At 58.8% G+C, this 19,701-nt stretch carries 14 protein-coding genes; 11 read left to right on the forward strand and 3 right to left on the reverse strand.

Annotated elements, in window-relative coordinates:
• The first annotated feature begins 113 nt into the window (after positions 1 to 113).
• The 6 genes from ACILSL_RS01300 to ACILSL_RS01325 all read left to right on the forward strand — a co-directional run bounded on the left by ACILSL_RS01300 (position 114) and on the right by ACILSL_RS01325 (position 5,791).
• Positions 114 to 1,124 carry a sugar phosphate isomerase/epimerase family protein gene (locus ACILSL_RS01300; protein ID WP_395730183.1) on the forward strand — a complete coding sequence of 337 codons (1,011 nt, stop codon included), beginning with the start codon at positions 114 to 116 and terminating at the stop codon, positions 1,122 to 1,124.
• The gene (locus tag ACILSL_RS01305) at positions 1,121 to 1,873 is read left to right on the forward strand and encodes a TSUP family transporter (RefSeq protein ID WP_395730184.1); all 753 of its coding nucleotides are present in this window, start codon (positions 1,121 to 1,123) and stop codon (positions 1,871 to 1,873) included. Before ACILSL_RS01300 ends, ACILSL_RS01305 begins: the two co-directional genes overlap by 4 nt.
• 81 nt (positions 1,874 to 1,954) lie before the next feature.
• Positions 1,955 to 3,124, forward strand: a complete 1,170-nt coding sequence (locus tag ACILSL_RS01310) for a hypothetical protein (protein ID WP_395730185.1) — start codon at positions 1,955 to 1,957, stop codon at positions 3,122 to 3,124.
• 8 nt (positions 3,125 to 3,132) lie between these two features.
• On the forward strand, positions 3,133 to 3,876 hold the full coding sequence (locus ACILSL_RS01315) for a putative 4-mercaptohistidine N1-methyltransferase (protein WP_395730186.1): 744 nt from the start codon (positions 3,133 to 3,135) through the stop codon (positions 3,874 to 3,876).
• A 48-nt stretch (positions 3,877 to 3,924) separates the two neighbouring features.
• Positions 3,925 to 5,109: an FG-GAP and VCBS repeat-containing protein gene (locus ACILSL_RS01320; RefSeq protein ID WP_395730187.1), complete on the forward strand. Its 1,185-nt coding sequence runs from the start codon at positions 3,925 to 3,927 to the stop codon at positions 5,107 to 5,109.
• A 133-nt stretch (positions 5,110 to 5,242) separates the two neighbouring features.
• A complete protein-coding gene (locus ACILSL_RS01325; protein ID WP_395730188.1) occupies positions 5,243 to 5,791 on the forward strand; it encodes a L,D-transpeptidase in 549 nt (182 codons plus the stop codon).
• A gap of 60 nt (positions 5,792 to 5,851) precedes the next feature.
• Here ACILSL_RS01325 and ACILSL_RS01330 read toward each other — a convergent pair whose 3' ends face one another.
• Positions 5,852 to 7,045 carry a glycosyltransferase family 4 protein gene (locus ACILSL_RS01330; RefSeq protein WP_395730189.1) on the reverse strand — a complete coding sequence of 398 codons (1,194 nt, stop codon included), beginning with the start codon at positions 7,043 to 7,045 and terminating at the stop codon, positions 5,852 to 5,854.
• Positions 7,042 to 8,946: an asparagine synthase (glutamine-hydrolyzing) gene (gene asnB, locus ACILSL_RS01335; protein ID WP_395730190.1), complete on the reverse strand. Its 1,905-nt coding sequence runs from the start codon at positions 8,944 to 8,946 to the stop codon at positions 7,042 to 7,044. Before asnB ends, ACILSL_RS01330 begins: the two co-directional genes overlap by 4 nt.
• A gap of 125 nt (positions 8,947 to 9,071) precedes the next feature.
• Here asnB and ACILSL_RS01340 point away from each other — a divergent pair, with 125 nt between their 5' ends.
• From ACILSL_RS01340 to ACILSL_RS01355, 4 genes are all read left to right on the forward strand, one after another.
• The gene (locus ACILSL_RS01340) at positions 9,072 to 10,397 is read left to right on the forward strand and encodes a hypothetical protein (protein ID WP_395730191.1); all 1,326 of its coding nucleotides are present in this window, start codon (positions 9,072 to 9,074) and stop codon (positions 10,395 to 10,397) included.
• 248 nt (positions 10,398 to 10,645) lie between these two features.
• Entirely contained in the window at positions 10,646 to 13,924 is a 3,279-nt protein-coding gene (carB, locus tag ACILSL_RS01345) for a carbamoyl-phosphate synthase large subunit (RefSeq protein ID WP_395730192.1), read from the forward strand.
• A gap of 392 nt (positions 13,925 to 14,316) precedes the next feature.
• A complete protein-coding gene (locus ACILSL_RS01350; RefSeq protein ID WP_395730193.1) occupies positions 14,317 to 15,696 on the forward strand; it encodes a hypothetical protein in 1,380 nt (459 codons plus the stop codon).
• A 28-nt stretch (positions 15,697 to 15,724) separates the two neighbouring features.
• Complete coding sequence (locus tag ACILSL_RS01355; RefSeq protein ID WP_395730194.1) at positions 15,725 to 16,105, forward strand: hypothetical protein; 381 nt, start codon at positions 15,725 to 15,727, stop codon at positions 16,103 to 16,105.
• An 83-nt stretch (positions 16,106 to 16,188) separates the two neighbouring features.
• Here ACILSL_RS01355 and ACILSL_RS01360 read toward each other — a convergent pair whose 3' ends face one another.
• A complete protein-coding gene (locus tag ACILSL_RS01360; RefSeq protein ID WP_395730195.1) occupies positions 16,189 to 16,692 on the reverse strand; it encodes a hypothetical protein in 504 nt (167 codons plus the stop codon).
• Positions 16,693 to 17,175: 483 nt separating this feature from the next.
• Here ACILSL_RS01360 and ACILSL_RS01365 point away from each other — a divergent pair, with 483 nt between their 5' ends.
• Complete coding sequence (locus tag ACILSL_RS01365; RefSeq protein WP_395730196.1) at positions 17,176 to 19,593, forward strand: c-type cytochrome; 2,418 nt, start codon at positions 17,176 to 17,178, stop codon at positions 19,591 to 19,593.
• Positions 19,594 to 19,701: the final 108 nt, after the last annotated feature.

Genomic DNA, 19,701 nt, shown 5'->3' on the forward strand with positions numbered 1-19,701 from the left:
CGATTCTCCAAATGCCGGAGTCAAAGGCAAGCGCATCCTGCTCAACTGATCTTGCGAGGCGCGGCGAGTTTCTTCCTCTTGCCTTCGTTTGCTGCTTCTGATTGCATCCAAGTATGAACCCGCCCGCCGACATTCTTTCCCGCCGTGACGCCCTCAAAGCCACCATTGCCTCCGTGGGGCTCAGTGCCCTGGCTTTTGAGCCTGTGCGTGCGGCTCCCGTTGTAGCGCCCGATGCGCGGCGGGGGTCAGTGAAGAAGTACAAGATGCTGAAGTCGATCAACCTGTGGGCTTTTCCGTATCCTGAGCGCATGACGCTGCGGGAGTGCATGCAACTGGCGAAGGATGCGGGATTCGACGGCATCGAGCTGAATTACGATCTCGACAATGATCTCTCGCCGAAGCATGGCACGGCGGACTATGTGAAAATCCGCAAGATGGCGGACGAGATTGGCATTCAGATCAGCGGGTTGTGCTCGTTCCTGTTCTGGCCGTATCCGCTGACGAGCAATGATCCTGCGAAGCGGGCGCAGGGCATGGATCTGGCGGGGAAGATCGCGCAATGCGCGCATGATTTGGGCGTGGAGAATGTGCTGGTCGTTCCGGGTGCGGTACACATTCCGTGGCGCACGGATCACGAACCGGTGGCGAATGATGTGTGCGATCAGCGTGCGCGTGAGGCCGTGGGCCAGCTCGCGAAGCAGGCGGAGAAGCTGAGGGTCTGCCTCAACATCGAGAACATCTTTTTCAACGGCTACCTGATGACGCCGATGGAGATGAACGCCTTTGTGGACGGCTTTGGCAGCGAGCATGTGCGCGTGCATTTTGACACGGGAAACATCAGCATGTTCCAGTTTCCCGAGCATTGGGCCAAGGTGCTGGGCAAGCGCACGAAGAACGTGCACCTGAAGGAGTTCACCAAAAAGGGGACGGACTTCAGCCTCGAAACCTTCAGGCCGCTGCTCGACGGGACCACGAACTGGCCTGCGGTGACGGATGCGCTGGCTGACACGGGTTATGAGGGCTTCCTGACTTTCGAATATTTTCATCCGTATGCTCATTACCCGGAGGCGCTGATCTACCAGACCTCGGATTCGCTGGACCGCATCCTGGGCCGCAAAGCATGAGCTGGGAAACGATCTGTCTTCTCTTCGCAGCCGGGTTGAGCGGTGGATTCATCGATGCGATCGCGGGCGGTGGCGGGCTGATCTCGCTGCCTGCTTTGCTGTGGGCCGGGCTGCCGCCGCAGATGGCGCTGGGGACGAACAAGATGCAGGCTGTTTGGGGCACGCTGATGGCGGTGCGGAAGTATGCGAAGGCGGGATATGTTTCATGGCCGCAGGTGAGGCTGACGGTGCTGATCACTTTTGTTTCCGCCATGGCCGGTGCTTGGGTGGTGACGCTGATCAGCAACGCTGTGCTGAAAATGATCGTGCCCTGGATGCTTCTGGGCATTGCAGTGTATGTGCTGCTCAGTCCTGGGCTGGGAAAAACAGCCGCACAGGCACGATTAAAAATCGGTGCTTTTGCCTGCCTGGCGGGAGGCGTGCTGGGATTTTATGACGGCTTCTTTGGCCCCGGCACGGGAACCTTCTGGGCTCTGGCCTGCATCTCGCTGCTGGGTTTGGAACTGACACGTGCCACGGCCTTTACCAAGGTGGTGAACCTCACCAGCAACATGGCCTCGCTGATCATCTTCGTTTTCTACGCGCGAGTTCATTATGAAATCGCCGCTGTGATGATTGCCGGGCAGCTTATTGGTGGGCGGCTGGGGGCTGGCATGGCGATTCGTCATGGGGCTCCGTTTATCCGCATCATCTTCATCGCCGTGGTGCTGGCGATGGTGGCGAAGTTGTTGTGGGATCAGTTTGGTTGATGGAGCGCAATTCAATGAATCCGCCTAAAATTGCAGGGCGTATTTGCCTGACACTCTCCCATGCCTATGATCGCTGCTCCCATGTCAACCGTTCAAACCACTGCCCAAGGGCGTCAGTTTCCAAAATTCGATCTCTCACGCCTGCTCGGCACCGTGTTCAAGCCCACTTTCGGGCGCAAGATCTGCATCCTCATCGACCTGCCGGATCTCGCTGAAGCGAAGGATTACGCGTTCTTGAAGAATCCCGAGCGCCCCATTCAAAAACGGGCGCATGAGCATTTTTATCTGGGGCTGAAAAACGGCGTGGCCGAAGAGCTGGCGCTGAAGGGAGGCGAAATGTTTGCCTACCAGCAGACCACCGGCAGCAATCTGGATCTGCCGGATCTCTGCGTGGACATGAGCGGCAAGGAGCTGAGCCTGGAGAAGGACATTTATCCGAACTACGACATCATTCTCTGCATCTCGACCTTTTCCGCCACGGCACCGCTGACGGCATTCGCGAAGCAGTATGGATTCCGTGGTGCGACGTTGCATGGCGTGAACGATGTCATCCTCAATTCTGGCCTTGCGGTGGATTATGAAGTGGTGAGCATCGATGCCGAAAAGCTGCGCAAGGCGATGACTCGTGCTGATGCCGTGGAAATCGATTTCACCGTGGAAAACGGACCCGACATGACGGTGCGTCTTGAATTGAGCCGTCAGGAAGCGCAGAAGAGCCACGGCCTGTGCCAGGGGGATGCACCTGACATCGCGAATCTGCCTGCAGGTGAGGTTTACTTCGTGCCCACCGGTGCGGAAGGAACCTTTCCTTTGAAATACGAAGACGGCACACTGGGCAAGCTGACCGTCACGGGCGGCCGCATCATCAAGGCGGAACTCATTGCAGGCAACCAGAGCACAATTGATGCGCACAACGCCAAGCTGGCGGATGACCCCATGACGGGCGTGCTTGGAGAACTTGGTTTTGGCACGCAGGTGCTGCCGGTTTCGGGTGCGGACATCCAGGATGAAAAAGTGCTGGGCACCTGCCATCTGGCCACGGGGCGTGACGATCATCTGGGCGGGCACATCACCCCTGCGCAGTTCAAGCGTCACCAGAACGCGACGCATGATGACATCCTGTTCGCGCCGCACAAGACGCCGAACTTTGACATCAAGCAGACGCGCATGTTCCGCGATGGCAAGGTCACCGTTCTGAACGAGCACTTCCAGCCGTCGAAATATTTGCTGGAAGCCCTGGCTGCTGAGTAGACTGACCGATGAACATTTACGAAACCCGTCGCCTGCTCGACGAATACCTGCTTTTTCACTACGGCCAGCCTGCGGAGGTGCTGCCATGGGAGAGCGGGCCGCGTGAGGCGCTGGGCTTTCCGGTGCGGACGGTGATGGAGCTGATTGATCTGCCGCGCACGCCCTGTGAAGCCGTGGCGCTGGATCTGGGCTGCGCGGTCGGGCGGTCGAGCTTTGAGCTGGCGAATTTCGGTGTCAGTGTTCTCGGCATTGATTACTCGCAGAGTTTTGTCGATGCAGCCACGGCGTTGGCCCGTGACGGCAGCATGAGCTACGAGCGCGTGGATGAAGGCAGCGCGAAAACGGCGCTGGTGGCTCGTGTGCCGGAGAATCTGCGGCGTGATCGCGTGCGATTTGAACAGGGGGATGCGATGAACCTGCGCAGCGATCTTGGCGATTACGACATCGTGCATGCGGCGAATCTGCTCTGCCGGCTGACGGATCCGCTGAAGCTGATCGAGCGTCTGCCAGGGCTTGTGCGGCCAGGAGGTCAGCTGCTGCTGACGACGCCCTGCACCTGGCTGGAAGAATTCACGCCACGTGGCAACTGGCCGCAGGGATCGACGCGCGAGTGGCTCACGTCCCTGCTGGAGCCGCACTTTGATCTGGCCAAGACCTGCGACATGCCGTTTCTGATCCGCGAGCACGCGCGGAAGTACCAGTGGAGTGTGGCACTGGGGATGCGCTGGCGGCGGAAAGTCGAGGAGGTGTGAGTTTGTGAGATTGATTCCAGCCGGCGTTTACGTCTAGGCTGGGTGATCATGAAAAACGCGTTGTTATTTGCCTCCCTCCTCGCCGCCTCTGTGCAGGGGCAGACCCCGAATTTTAAAGAACAGCAGATCGATGATGCTGTCGGCATCGGCTACGGGCTGGCGGTGGCGGATGTGAATGGAGACGCGCGCACGGACATCCTGCTGGCGGACAGCAAGGTGATCGTCTGGTATGAAAACCCGACTTGGAAGAAACATGTCATTGCTGAAAATCTGACGGAGAAGGACCATGTGTGCATCGCGGCGCGCGACATCAATGGCGATGGCAAATGCGAAATCGCCGTGGGGGCCGGGTGGAATCCGGGAGACACGGTGGGGAGCGGCGCGGTGTTTTATTTGATCCCGCCGACGGACCGCACGCAGAAGTGGGAGCCGGTGAAACTGGCGCATGAACCCACGACGCACCGCATGAAGTGGGTGCGCAGCCGGGCCGGACGCTATGACCTCGTGGTGGTGCCTTTGCATGGCCGCGGCAATGACAAGAATGGAGAAGGCGAGGGTGTGCGAGTGCTGGCCTACCACATGCCGGAAGATCCGCACAAGGAGTGGAACACCACGCTGGTGCAGGGAACGATGCACAAGACGCATAACCTGGACATCATTCCCGCGCCGGGCACCGAAGCTGAAAGCCTGCTGCTGTGTGGACGTGAAGGCGTGGTGAGGCTGGATCAATCTGATAACGGCTGGAAGGAGCACTGGATCTCCAAGCACCCCAAAGACTCCACCGAGTTGCTGGGCGCGGGTGAGGTGCGCTATGGCGCGTTTGCGGGCGGGCAGCCGTATGTCACGACGATTGAGCCGATGCATGGGGACAAGCTGGTGATTTACACCCCGAAGCCGGAAGGGCCCAAAAACGGTGAGTGGCAGCGCCATGTGATCAGCGATCAACTCGTCGATGGTCATGCCATCGCCACGCATGACCTGCTGGGCTTGAACAACCGCCAGATTGTCGTGGGCTGGCGTGCGCAGCAGAAGATTGGCAAGGTGGCGGTGAAGCTGTTCTGGACGACGAAAGAGGATGGCAACGGCTGGCAGGAAGCCTTCATCGACGAGGGCGGGATGGCCTGTGAAGATGCCGTTTGCGCTGACTTGGATGGAGATCGCGATCTGGAGATCATCGCCGCAGGTCGTCGCAGCAAGAATGTTAAGATTTACTGGAATCAGCGGAGCCAGTGAAATTTAAACTGACTCCTGGCCTTGGCTGATGGGTTGCATGGGCGTGCAACATGCTCCTAGAATTGTGACTGCTATGAGAGCCACACGTCTTTTCATTTCTTCCGCATGCGCACTGCTCCTGAGCCAGTGTGCCATGCCTGAGTTTTCACTGTTCTCTTCACGCATCGAAGTGGCTCGTCGCCCCATGATGATCATGCCGCCGCTGGCATCGCAGCCGGTCATGTATGTGTGGAATGGCAGCAGCAAGCCTGGTCCTCTGAGTGTGAACATTGATCTCAGCGAACAGAAGGCTTATCTTTTCAAAGGCGGTGAAAACGTCGGCTGGACTTACGTCGCTTCCGGACGCAGCGGTTTTGCTTCACCCACGGGCACGTTTCGCATCATGGAAAAGATCGTGAACAAGCGTTCGAACCGCTATGGCATGATCATTGACAGCAATGGTGATGTGGTGAACAGCAATGCCACGGCGGGTGTGTCACGCATTCCTCCGGGAGGTCGTTTCGTGGGTGCCAGAATGCCTTACTGGATGCGGATCACCGGTTATGGAATCGGGCTGCATGCGGGTGCCATTCCCCATCCCGGATCTCCGGCTTCGCATGGCTGCATCCGCCTGCCGCGCGACATGGCGGAGACGATTTTCCAGAATGTTTCTGTCGGTGCACGGGTGACGATCATGCAGTGAGGGGAAACCGAGCCGTTTACGATTGTTCCAGAAGCGTATGCAGGCGCACCGGCAACGCGGCTAACTTTTGACCGCTTCGGCCAGGATTTTCTCAAAGCGCTGCAACCAGGCCTGTGGGCTGGCCTCCCGCAGCAGCCATTGACGTCCTGCGCTGCCAATCACGAGACGCTCAGTGGCAGGAGTGGCCTCCATGGCCAGCACATCTTGGACGATGCCATGAACATTCCCCGGCTCATGCTTCAAACCGGTGACACCATGCTGTACGATCTCACTCAAGCCGCCTGAGTTTGCCGCGAGCACCGGTTTGCTATAATCATACGCTTCATAGACCACGAGACCGAGGGGCTCCCACCAGGTGGAAGGCACGATCACGGCGCGGCAGCGCCGCAGCGCCTCGCGTTTGGTTTCACCGCCTGTGTGGCCGAGCTGGCCGATGTAGGGATTGGTGCGGACGCGCTGCTGAACGGCATCGTTGAGCGGACCTTCTCCGGCGATGTGCAGCGACGGTGTCTTTTTACCGAGCTGTGCACGCAATTCGTCCCAGGCATCCAGCAAGGGAATGACGCCCTTGGTTTCGACCAGACGTCCGAGGAAGAGGTAGTAGCCCGCATCCTCCGCCACCGGGGGCTGCGGCATCGCATCCCAGGCATGACGCAGGGTGTGAACACGCGCTTCAGGCAGTGAACCGGAACTGACCAACTTCTGCCGCATGAAATCTGAAATGGCGATCCATGCCTTCACGCTCTTCAACCATCCGCTGCGATGAAGGGCCTTCAGCATGACCGCGAAGAGGGCGCTTTTCACCACGGAGCCCTGCCATGCGCCTGAGGAAATCTCTTTCCAGTAGCTGCCATAGAGTGCGTCCTGCACCACCTTGCCGTCTACCTGCAGAGTGCCGCTGACTGAAAAAGGACGATAATTATGCAGATACTGCACCACAGGAAGACGGCGCTCCAGAGCGGCATGGTACAACGACGGCGAGCCGACCGGAAAGATGTTGTGAAACAAGGCAACACCGGCACCACTGGCATCCAGAGCCGTCTCAAACTGCGCACGCGATTCCTTGTTGTAGAAAAGCCGCCTTGCCTGCCCGGCAGGTCCTGGAGCGCTTTCGCCTTTCCAATCCGCGCTGTCGAAGAAACACCGCGACATGGCATGCTGAGCACTCAGGTGCTGGAAAATGCGGTTCACGCTCATCTCTTCGCCGCCAGGGGAAAGGTAGCGGTTGAACACCTGCAAAATACCCGGTGTCATTGGTGTTCCCTCATTTCGTCGTAGTGTCGTCGCGCCCATTCCTCCAGCACGTATAGCATCCAAACGCGCTGACTCAACGGCCATGCTGCGGTGGATTCCAGACTGCCGCTGAAATATGCTTCACAAATGTCCCGCTTCTGCGCTTCATCCACCCAGCCGCGGTCACGGCAGCGCTGGGAGTCCAGCGTGTCGCGGATGCGCTCCTGCCATTTGGGCAACCGCATCCATTTCATCAGCGGCAGCGTGAAGGTTTTCTTCTGACGGTCATCATAAATCTGCGGGGGCAGGAGGCTGCGGAAGGCCTCGCGCAGCACTCGCTTGCCGCCCCGTGTGTCCAGTTTGCACTCAGGCGGCAGCCTGCCAGCCAAGGCAAAGATCTCCTTGTCCACCAGCGGCACACGCAGTTCCAGCGAGTGCGCCATGCTCATGACGTCATTGTCCCTCAGCAGGGTGTTGGCCAGATAGGTCTCCGTTTCGCGCAGGAGCAGTTCGTGCAGCCACGAATCTGGAGACTGTGGTTCAAAGACTGGAGAGGATGGCATTTTGAAATCTCCGCGCAAAAGTCGTGCCACTTGTTCAGGCGGCATGATCGTGCGTCCATAGGACTGCCATTCGCTCACGTTGCGTCCGGCACCGCCCAAGGCGTAAAACAGCATCTTCCACGCCTTATGCCCGCGTGCGCCCTGGGGCAGCATTGAATCTATGCCGCGCATCCAACTGCCTGCTGCAAGCAGCGGCGACTTCGCGGCCACGGCAATCAGACGGTGGTAGTTGTAGCCTGCCCACCATTCGTCGGCACCCAGCCCGCTGAGCGTCACCTTGACCTCTTTGGAAGCCAGTCGCGACACCAGCCAGGTGTTCAGCGCGTCACCCGTCGGCTGGTCCATTTGATCAAAATAGCCGTCCAGACTCGACTCCAGCGAAGCAGCCGTGAGTCGTTCACGCACAAATTCGCAGCCGAAATACTCTGCGGTGCGCCGCGCGGTATCGCTCTCGTCCGGCACCCCCGCGTTTTCTTCGTAGCCAATGGAAAATGTTTTGATGTGTTTCTGGCCCGCCTCACGCATGCAGGCCACCAGGAGGGTGGAATCCAGCCCGCCGCTCAAGAAGACGCCCGCCGGGACATCGGAGACCAGATGGGCCTTCACGCTTTCCAGCACGCCCTCACGCACCATGCGGCGCTGCTCCACCGCATCATGCACCCAGGCCTCGCGGCCGGGCCATGCAGGCTGAAACCAGCGTCTCACCTCGGTTTTGCCCCCACGCCATGTGAGCAGGTGCCCTGGGGGCAGGCAGCGCACGTCATCAAACATGGTCTCAGGACTCTGCACCGCGCCCCGCTGGAAATACTGGGCCAGGGCAACACGGGAAATCTGGCCGCCACCGCCCAGCTTCCGCACGGCGCGCAGTTCAGAACCGTAAATGAGCTCACCGGCTGCGTTTATGCGATAATACAGCGGCTTGATGCCAAAGTGATCCCGCGCCAGCACCACCGATCCAGCTTCAGCATCATGCCAAGCGATCGCAAACATGCCGCGCAAGCCCGCCAGCACCTGCTCAACTGGCGCACGCTCCAGCAGGGCTCCCAGCACCGCCGTGTCTCCTGAGGATGGCAGCTTAACTTCACCGAGACCTGCGCGCAGTTCGCGGAAATTGTAAATTTCACCGTTGAAGGTGAGGGTGAATCTTCCGCCACCAAACGACATGGGCTGCCGGCCGTGATCGCTCAAATCCAAGATCGAAAGCCGCTGGAAGCCCATCCACCAGTCTTCGCCTTCTGCCTCCGCCCTGTCATCCGGACCGCGATGCACGATCATCCGCAGCGACTGCCTGCGCAAGGCACGCTCATCTTCACGCCAAGGCGTGTGTGGCAGGCGAAACCATCCGAGAAAGCCGCACATGAGATGACGAATTTAAAAAAAGTGGTCGGACCCTAGGGCCGGGTCCCGCCCACCATGACACCCTTTTACTCGTTTCAAACAGGAAGCATTTGCACGATCAACATCTGACATTGTATAAATCGGTCATGAGCTTCCGTCCATCCCGGATCATTCTTGCCATGTGCTGCACGATTGCGCACATCCAACTGGCAGTGGCAGAGGAGACGGCTCCGCGCCCTTGGAAGGACACGCAGGGACGCGTCATCCAGGCCGCCTTGGTCAGCAGCAACGCCGACAGCGTCACCTTGAAAATGGCGGACGGCAAAGAGCACCAGCTGCCTCTCGTCCGCCTGTGTGCCGAAGATCAGGCGTATGTGAAAAGCTTGTCCGCGCCAGCTTCACCCACTGCTCAGGGGGCAACGCCTGCCGTGGCCGCGGCCTCTCTGAACCGGGTTCCCATCGAGAAACGCACCTGGCCTGAAAACGTGGTGGTTCCGACTAAATCCATTGAAATTCAGGTGATTGAGGAGAATTCGGTGGCGCGAAAATGTGTGTACCGGTCCGAAGGTTTTGAGTTCACCGCGCAGGCCAAGCTCATGCCCAGCGTGATGAAAGAAGTGGCGCGGACTTTTGAGGCTACGAAGTCCCTTGTTTCCTCACTGCCCTGGGGGGTGGTCTGCCGTCCGCCCGAGGGTTTCGAACGCTATCAGGCCGAACTGTTTGAGACGCGGAAGGATTACATCGCTGCCGGCGGGCCTGAAAACTCCGGGGGTGTGTATATGAGCGGGGACAAGATCTTCCGTGTGCCATTTCCCAGCATCGGCCTCAAGCTTCTGGGCAAGACCTACGCCAAGGACGAGAACTACGACGGGGGCACCCTGATCCATGAGATCACCCATCAGGTGATGGACGCCTACCTGACCTTTCTGCCCGTGTGGGTCATCGAGGGCACGGCGGAATACACCGAAATGCTGCCCTACAACGCCGGCAAGTTCCGTGCTGACGCACACCAGAAGGGCCTGAAAGACCACATCCAGGAAATGCAGAAGCGTGGGTATGCCATCGAGATTGGCAATCTGGAGGAGCACCTGAAGATGAACCGTGCCACCTGGTCAGGCATCGCCGACACCACCAATCGAAAGATGGGGGAGCTGTATTTCCGGTCTGTGCTCGCGGTGTATTTCTTCTGCCATCTGGATGGCGACAAAAAAGGCACGCGGTTCATCAAGTTCATGGACGCGGTCTATGGCGAGACCGAAGCCCTGCGCACCTTTTTCAAAGATCCGCGCGTCAAGCACCTCGAAGGCGGCCGCTTCAGCTACCCGACGAATTTTCCGCCGCCGGACATGAAGGCTGAGACCGCGCCGTTCAAACATCTGGACCTGCTTCTCGACGGACGAAGTTATTCACAAATCGCACAGGAGATGACTGCTGCTTACAAGGATATCGGGGTGAAAATCTCAGTGAATTGAGCCGCTGAGCAGGAAATTGGAAAAACAGCCCCTTTTTGGGAGCTATTTCACGTCTTTTACACCCCTGCGTTTGACGCACCGCATCGACTGTGCAAGATGCCGGGCTTTCCGGCCCCGCGATGCCGCAGCCCTGGCCTGCCAGCCAGTGGTTCCTTCGCTCCGAAAGCGCCCAAATCATACGCTTTCTACCCCTCTCAACCCGCCGCACTCGTCATCCGCACCCGGATTTCGTCATATTTTCCTCCCCCATGCCCAAAGATACAACCATCCATCGCATCCTCGTCATTGGTTCCGGCCCCATCGTCATCGGCCAGGGCTGTGAATTTGACTATTCCGGCGTCCAGGCCTGCAAGGCCCTGCGCGAAGAAGGATATGAAGTGGTGCTCATCAACTCGAATCCGGCCACGATCATGACGGATCCGGAGTTTGCCTTCCGCACCTACATCGAGCCGATCACGCCGGAGATGGTGGAGAAAATCATCATCAAGGAAAAGCCGGATGTGCTGCTGCCCACGCTGGGCGGCCAGACCGCGCTGAACTGCGCCATGTCCCTGCACCGTGCGGGCACGCTGGAAAAGCACGGCGTGCGCATGATCGGTGCGAAGCCGGATGCCATCGAGAAAGGCGAGGACCGCCTGCTGTTTAAAAATGCCATGCTCAAGATCGGGCTGGACCTGCCGCAGTCCGGCGTGGCCCACACGATTGAGGAGGCGCGTGCGATTGCCGAGCAGATCGGCACCATGCCGCTGATCATTCGCCCTGCCTACACGCTGGGCGGCACCGGCGGTGGCATCGCGTATAACAAGGAGGAGTTTGAAACCATCACGGCCAGCGGCCTTGATCTCTCGCCCGTGACGGAAGTGCTCATCGAGGAGTCGCTGCTGGGCTGGAAGGAGTTCGAGATGGAGGTCATGCGCGACAAGGCGGACAACTGCGTGATCATCTGCTCCATTGAAAACCTCGACCCCATGGGCGTGCACACCGGCGACTCCATCACCGTGGCTCCGATCCAGACGCTGACGGACCGCGAGTACCAGATCATGCGTGATTTCTCCTTTGCGTGCATCCGCGAGATCGGCGTGGAGACAGGAGGCTCGAACATCCAGTTCGCCATTCATCCGGACACGGGCCGCATGATCGTCATCGAGATGAATCCGCGTGTGAGCCGCAGTTCCGCGCTGGCTTCCAAGGCCACTGGCTTCCCGATCGCGAAGATCGCCGCCAAGCTGGCGGTGGGCTACACGCTGGACGAGCTGAAGAACGACATCACGCGCGAGACGCCGGCGAGCTTTGAGCCGTCCATCGACTACGTGGTGACCAAGGTGCCACGCTTCACCTTTGAAAAATTCCCGGGTGCCAACGAGACGCTGACCACGCAGATGAAATCTGTGGGCGAGGCCATGGCCATCGGCCGCACGTTCAAGGAATCCCTGCAGAAGGCCCTGCGCAGTCTCGAAATCAAGCGCTTCGGCCTTATCGGCGATGGAGCCGACAAGGAAGTGGATGACGAGACGCTGACCTCAAAGCTGACGGTGCCGAATGCGGAGCGCATTTTCTTCCTGGGCCAGGCTTTCGCCAAGGGTTGGAGTGTGGAGCGCGTGTTTGAGCTGACGAAGATCGACCGGTGGTTCCTGCGGCAGATTGAGGACATCGTGAAGGAAGACCTGCTCATCCCCAGCCAGTCTGGCGAAGCATTGATCGCCCAGATTCCTGAAGCAGAGCGCACGGAGGAAAAGAAGGCGGAAGTTCTCACCGCAGCGATGCGCAAATGGAAGCGCATGGGCTTCTCCGACAAGCAACTCGCTCATTCCTTTGGTGTGGATGAGAAGTACATTCGCGCCGGTCGCATCAAGTATGGAGTGGTCCCAACCTACCGTCTGGTGGACACCTGCGCGGCGGAGTTTGAGGCCTACACGCCCTACTACTACAGCACCTACGGCATCGAGGACGAAGTGCGGGACAACGACCGCAAGAAAGTCATGATCCTGGGTGGTGGCCCGAACCGCATCGGGCAGGGGATTGAATTCGACTACTGCTGCGTGCATGCGTCCTTCGCCCTGCGCGAGCTGGGGTATGAGACCATCATGGTGAACTCGAATCCCGAGACCGTGTCCACCGATTACGACACCTCCGACAAGCTCTACTTTGAGCCGCTGACGCTGGAGGATGTGCTGAACATCTATGAGCGCGAAAACCGCCACGATCAGGTGCTCGGCGTCATCGTCCAGTTCGGCGGGCAGACGCCGCTGAATCTCGCGAAAGGATTGGAAGAAAACGGGGTTCGCATCATCGGCACTTCGCCGAAGAACATCGAACTCGCGGAAGACCGCAAGATGTTCGCCAAGCTGCTGGATGATCTCGGTTTGCACCAGGCTCCGAGCGGCACCGCGACCTCGCTGGAAGAGGCGCTGGCCATCACGGCGAAGATTGGTTATCCGAGCCTTGTGCGCCCCAGCTTCGTGCTCGGTGGCCGCGCCATGCAGATCGTTTACAGCGACGCGGAACTGACGCACTACATGAAGAATGCTGTCGAGGCTACGCCCGACCGCCCCGTGCTCGTGGACCGCTTCCTGGAAGACGCCACCGAAGTGGATGTCGATTGCATCAGCGACGGCGAGACGACCGTCATTGGAGCCATCATGGAGCACATCGAAGAGGCTGGCATTCACTCCGGCGACAGCGCCTGCGTCATCCCGCCCTTCAGCCTCACCCCTGCCATGCAGGACCGCATTCGCGATGCCGCGAAGAAGCTGGCCAAGGCGCTCGGCGTGCGCGGCTTGATGAACATGCAGCTCGCTGTGAAGGGCGATGACTTGTATGTGATTGAAGTCAATCCGCGTGCCTCCCGCACTGCGCCGTTTGTCAGCAAGGCCATTGGCGTGCCGCTGCCGAAGCTCGCGGCCAAGATCATGGCGGGCAAGACTTTGAAGGAACTGGGTTTCACTGAGGAAGTCATTCCGAAGCACCACAGCGTGAAGGAAGCCGTGTTCCCCTTCAGCAAGTTCGCTGGAGTGGACATCATTCTCGGCCCGGAAATGAAGAGCACCGGCGAAGTCATGGGCATCGACTACGACCTCGGCATGGCTTTCGCCAAGAGCCAGATGGCCGCCGGCGGTACCTTGCCAACCAAGGGCAATGTCTTCATCAGCGTCAAGGAAACCGACCGCCCCAACGTGGTGAAAATCGCCAAAGGCTACGCCGACCTCGGCTTCACCCTCTACGCCACCAGCGGCACCGGCGGCGTGATCAAGGAGGCCGGCATCGCAGTTAACATCCTTCCCAAACTCGCCAGCGGCCAGCGCCCGAACGTCATCGACCTGATGAAGAACAAGGACATGGCTTTGGTGATCAACACCCCCAGCGGCAAGAACCCGCGTGAGGATGAAATCAAGATCCGCACCGCCTCGATGCAGAACCGCATCCCGATCATGACGACGCTGCGTGGTGCTGATGCCGCACTGCGGGCGATCAAGTCATTGCAAGGGACTGAGGTGCAGGTGTGTGCGCTGCAGGAGTATCACAAATAATCCTGCCTGGTCTGATTGGTTTGTTCTTCAAAGCGCGGACGAAAGTCCGCGCTTTTTCGTGTCTGGACACCATTGCCATTTTGAGTTCTCAAGCTCCGATGAACGATTGTTCTCTGGCCGGTGCAGGTAGGGGCATGAGGTGATGCTTTCATCACTTTGAAGTCAAAAGCGCCACACAGATACAAATGAATGACTTGCTTATTACGGTTGACACAATTTGACGAAATTTCTTATAAGCATCGATCGCTCATTCAATTACTCACAACGATTTCCAAGACCGTCTTAACGGACGGCAAAAGATGGCTGGCATCCAATCTCTGCAAGGTCCCATTCATTCCCAATGGAGACCCCTGCTTTTGATATCATTGATGGGGTTGTTGTCTTATTTCCCCATGCTGCAGGCTTATGTCTGGGCCATCGATGACTATCCTTTGTCCCAGATGGCACGGGTGGGTGGAGTGGAATATTTGGGCAATGCCTTCGAAGAAAGAGGCTTCTGGCGCCTTCTCCAGCATGGACTGGTCGGATGGATCTTGAATTGGGGTCCGTGGATGCCGGGGCTTCTCGCCATCGGCTCGCATATAGTGACGTGTCAGTTTTTCTACCTGGTTTTCCGCTGCCAGTGTGGGCCTCAGGATGGCGCGCTGGTGCTGGCAATTCTCGCTGCTTGTTCGCCGTTTGGATTCCAGGCGATTACCTGGACGTCTGCCTTGCCCTACGTTCTGAGTTCGTTGGTTTTGTGGGTGTCCATCTGGATGTTTCTGCGAATCCATGCCATTCCAAACTGGGCGCGGCTGACGTGGGGGCTGGTTTTTGCCGCCTCGCTGCTGGTTCATGAACACCTGCTCTTTGCCCTGGCCTTTGTGGCAGGCGCTGCGTGGCTGATGACTCCTCAGCAAGTCGCGTGGCGGGCTTGGTTGAAACCTTCCATTCACTGGGTTCCTCCGCTGATGGCGTGCTTGTATCTTGCTGTTTACGTCCTCTTCAAACCGCAGGACCACCTCCTTTATATGGAGCCTCATTTTCACTGGCCGGCTTTGCTCAGCCCGCTGGGCAATCTCTGGCAATGGCTGGACATCGGGGCTCCTGTCTTCAGCCCGGCTCTCTGGCAGATAGCCGCCAGTGAATGGCCTTTGGGATGGTTTGGTTTGGGCCTTTGCATCTTGGTTGGCGTTGCTGCCTTGTGGATGGCTCCAGCGGTTTCGGACGGGTTCAACGAGATCGACCAAGGTCATGGTAAAAAGGTGGTGATTGCCATGCTGATCCTGTTCCTGCTGGCCAGTTTGATTTATGTGCCAGCCGGAGGGTATTCGCTGGATTCACGGAAGCGGTATCCCTTGTTTTTGTTTCTGCTCGGTGGCGGGGGATTGGGCGTTTTGACCTGGGGACGGGGAGTCATGGCTCGTTGGCCGCATTGGCAGAGAAGGGCCGCCATGTGCTTGTTGGTAACGGCTCTGATGCTGGCGTGCTGGCTGCATGCCGGCTTGTGGAGAGCAGAAGCCAGGGCGACTCGGCTGTTGTCTGATTTTCTGGCTGCGAATCCAATCTATCATCAAGTCCATGCGAGCAAGCTTGTGGATCCTGCAAAGATTTCTCCTGCGACGCTGCGTCTCCATGGCCAGCCTTGGATCCTGACCCATTATGTCAGCCAGCCCTTTGTCATGGATCATCCGGGTCAGGCACAACCCGACATCAAGGAAACTTCGGGCGCAGACATTCCTTCCTTGAGCTATGACTACAGGAGCCGGGAGTGGAAAGTAATGGATAGATGACAGGGTGGAACTGCATTATGGAACGGCCATGAACGACCACCCTCTGCCAGCCCTCCGCAACCAGCTCCTCAGCCTGCATAAGCTGCTCATGAACGCCGAGCGTGCAGCCTATGAGGCGGAGGGAAATGAGATCCGGTCGCCGATGGAGTTTCTAAAGCTGCTGATGGAGCATGAGCGCTTTGCCTGGCTGCGGCAGCTCTCGCAGTGTGTGGTGATGATGGATGAGGCGATGGAGGAAAAGCCGCCGGTCACGAAGGAGCGAAAGGATGCGCTGGTGGGCGAAGCGCGGCATTTGCTCATGGGCTCCGAAGAGCCGGGGAGCTTTGCGGTGAGGTATGAGAAGGCCCGGAAGCATGACGCGGCGGTGGCGGCGGCGCATGCGGAGATCTGTAAGAGTTGGAACAGCTAATGCGGACACTTCATGGCGGCCGTGCGATGGGTCGACATCGGCATGTTCACGCCGGCCCATCGCCACTTGTCACTCGTCACTCGTCACTCGTTGTTTAAGGAAAACACAAAGCCGATCCGATTGCGGTCGATGCAGCAAAGGAAATACTCGAGGGTATAGCCCAATTCGGGATCGGTGACGTTGCCATAACTCAGTCCCCAATTGGGGGAGCTGCTGGGGACCCAGTTGCAGAAGACAAGCGGCGATTCGAACTCGGTCATAAAGGCTTCTGCAAGCGACCGCGCTTGTCCAGCCTCAAGACGCTCATTGCTGGCATAATGGACAGCCTCAATGATGGTGCTCTCCAAGAACTGAATGCCTTGGTCAATGTTGATTTCTTTGACCGAACGTGAGGTCACGTTTTTTAACGTTGTGACTTCATCTGTTTCCATGCCTGGGTAGCCCCGATAACCGGGGTATTCACGAAACCATTCGATAGCTCTTTGGAGCGACGGCGAACGCTCGCCATCGAGGTCTGCAAAAACGAACTTGAGATAGATATTCCAGATCGTCGCCTCTGGGTCATAAAGGTGATGAAAGATGCTCATGCTCGGGTAACCACGAGCATGAAGCACCTTTGCCGGCGACACAAGTTCACGCCAGCACCTCTTTGCAGTACTCCACGCACTTCTTCACTTCAGCCACCGCGTTGGAGCCCTCGGGGATTTTTACTCCAGCTCAATTTGCCTCGCTGCGCTTGCCCTTCGGGCAGCCTGCGGCTGGCCACCCTCGCTGCGCTTCGGTTCGGCAGGGAAGGTCCACTTTTCCTTTTTCATGAGCTGCAGCGCTTCCTGGATCGGGGCATGCTCCTGGCCCCAAAGGACGTTGAACCGTCAAGATGCACTGCGATTGGCTTACGGTGCTAAAGATCACAGGGTGCATGGCCGTATTGCAATGCCATATTGCAATAAAAGCCGCTTTCGCAACCACTCATGAATTTCACACGCCACCCTCTTTCCCGGATCCTCGCTCTGCCTGTCTTGTTTTTTGTCTCAACGGTCTACGCCCAAAATGGGGACTCAATGGGGAAGGTGCCGCCCTCGCTGGTGCCGGCGGAGCTTGTTCCGGACACGCGGGCTTTGTCTGCGGATGAGGAATTGAAAACCTTCCAGGTGGCACCGGGCTACCGGGTGGAACTGGCAGCTAGTGAGCCGCTGGTGGGGGATCCGATCTTTGCGCAGTTTGGTCCGGATGGGAGGCTCTGGGTGGTGGAGATGCTCGGGTACATGCCGGACATTCAGGGCAATCGTGAGGATGAGCCGGTGGGCCGGATCGTGATTCTCAAGGACACCGATGGCGACGGGCGCTTCGATCAAAGCAAGGTCTTCCTCGATCAACTCATCATGCCCCGCACGGTCCTGCCGATTGGCGAAGGCGCGCTGGTGGGCGCACCGCCGATGCTGTGGTATTGCCCGGACAAGAATGGCGATGACAAGGCGGATGAGAAGATCCTGGTGGCGAAGGATGCCGGCGCACAAACCATCCCTGGCCGCCCCGAACTGGCGAACCCGGAACATGGCGCGAACTCGCCGCTTTGGGGGCTGGACAACTGGATCTACTTTGCAGAATACGCGGCGCGTTTTCGCTGGCGTGGCGCGGGCGTTTTCGAACGCAGCCTCTCGTCCATGCGTGGCCAATATGGGCTCAGTCAGGATGACTTTGGCCGTCTCTTTTACAACTTCAACTCCGGCCACTTGCAGGGCGACATGTGGCCCTCCCATTACCGTCTGCGCAATCCGAACTATGAGAGGTCAGGGGGCCGCATCAGCCCGCCGGTGAACCAGGCCGTGTGGCCCATCCGTGTGACCCCCGGCACGAACCGCGCCTACATTCCTGAGAACATGGCGGGTCACAAACTGAAGAACTTTACCGCCGCGTGCTCACCCTGGATTTACCGAGGCGATCTCTTCCCGACGGATGCTCTTGGCAATGCCTTCGCCTGCGAGCCGGCTCTGCATCTCGTGAAGCGAGACATTGTCACCCTCGAAAAAGGCAGGCTCGTGGCGCGTGAAGCCTACAATCAGCGTGAGTTTCTCGCGTCCACGGATGAGCGCTTCCGTCCTGTAAGCATGACCACGGGACCCGATGGAGCGCTTTACATCGTCGATTTTTACCGGGGCATCATCCAGCACCGCATCTCACTCAGCCCCTATCTGGAAAAGTACATCCAGGAGCACGATCTTGTGAATCCACGCGGCCTGGGACGGATCTGGCGCATCGTTCCTGAAAATGCCAAGGCACGTCCTGCACCCAATCTGGCGAAGCTTGGCAATGCAGAGCTCGTCCCCATCCTCGCTCACACCAATTCCTGGCACCGGGAAACCGCCCAGCGCCTGCTTGTCGAGCGTGCGGATGCAGGGGTTGTCCCCGCATTGGAAGCTCTCACGCACAGCGATGTCGCGCTCGGCCGCATGCATGCCTTGTGGACGCTCGATGGCATGGGCAAGACCACCTGGCCGGTGATCGAGGCCGCGCTCGCTGACGTCGATGCCCGCGTGCGCAACAGTGCCGTGCGCATCGCTGAAGTCTTCCTGGCCGGGGAAGGGCGCGCCGCTGTGGTGACCAGGCTCATCGCCCTCTCCGCCACCGAACCGGATTCGCAGGTGCAGACTCAAATCGCGCTGACGCTTGGCGAGTTCCAGGACTCGGCGGCCGATCTGGCCATGGCTACGATGGCCAGCCGCGTGCCCGATCACCCCTATCTGGCCGAAGCCATCCTCAGCGGGGTCAAAGGCCGCGAGCTGGAACTGCTGGAGCATTGCCTTGCCTCTGGAAGCGGCAAGACTCTGATCTCAAGCCTGGCGGGCTGTGTGGCCAGCGAACGCAATCCGGCCCGTGTCTCACGGTTCCTGGCACTCGCGGAAAAGGCCGGTGCCACGCCTCGCAAAACGCTGCTCGCTGGCTTCGCCTCCAATTCGGCGGACTTCACACGCCGGAAGGTGAAGCTCGAAGCCAAACCTGCTCTTCTCGACACTCCCGGCACCGAAAAGGTGGCGGACATGCTGACTTGGCCGGGCAAGCCTGCGCCCGCAGGGTTCAAGCCGCCGCGCCCGCTGACGGCTGATGAGCAGAGCCGTTTTGACATGGGCAAGGCTCTGTACTCCGGCATCTGCGCTGGCTGCCATCAGCCAAGTGGTTCAGGCCTCGATGGCATCGCCCCACCGCTGATTGATTCCGAATGGGTCAATGGCTCGCCCGACCGGCTAAGTCGCATCGTGCTCCACGGCGTGCGCGGCTACATCACGGTCAAAAAGAGGCGTTACCAGCTCGACATGCCTCCGCTGGGCGCTTTGGGCGATGAGCCTCTGGCGGCCATTCTCACTTATCTCCGGCGTGAGTGGGAGCATGGTGCGGAGCCCGTCTCACCGGACTTTCTCAAAGCGGTCCGCGAAAAGGAAGCGCGACGCACCGATTCGTGGACGGAACAGGAGCTGCTCAAGATTCCGTGACCGAGCGTCTCGCTGCCCTGCACCTTTCGGCGTTCCCCAAAACAACAGGCCTCGAAGCCGCATCAAGCGACTCCGAGGCCGTGACTTGCTGAAAGGCGCAAGGCTCGC

The sequence above is a fragment of the Prosthecobacter sp. genome, from assembly GCF_044222345.1.
GTDB lineage: Bacteria > Verrucomicrobiota > Verrucomicrobiia > Verrucomicrobiales > Verrucomicrobiaceae > Prosthecobacter.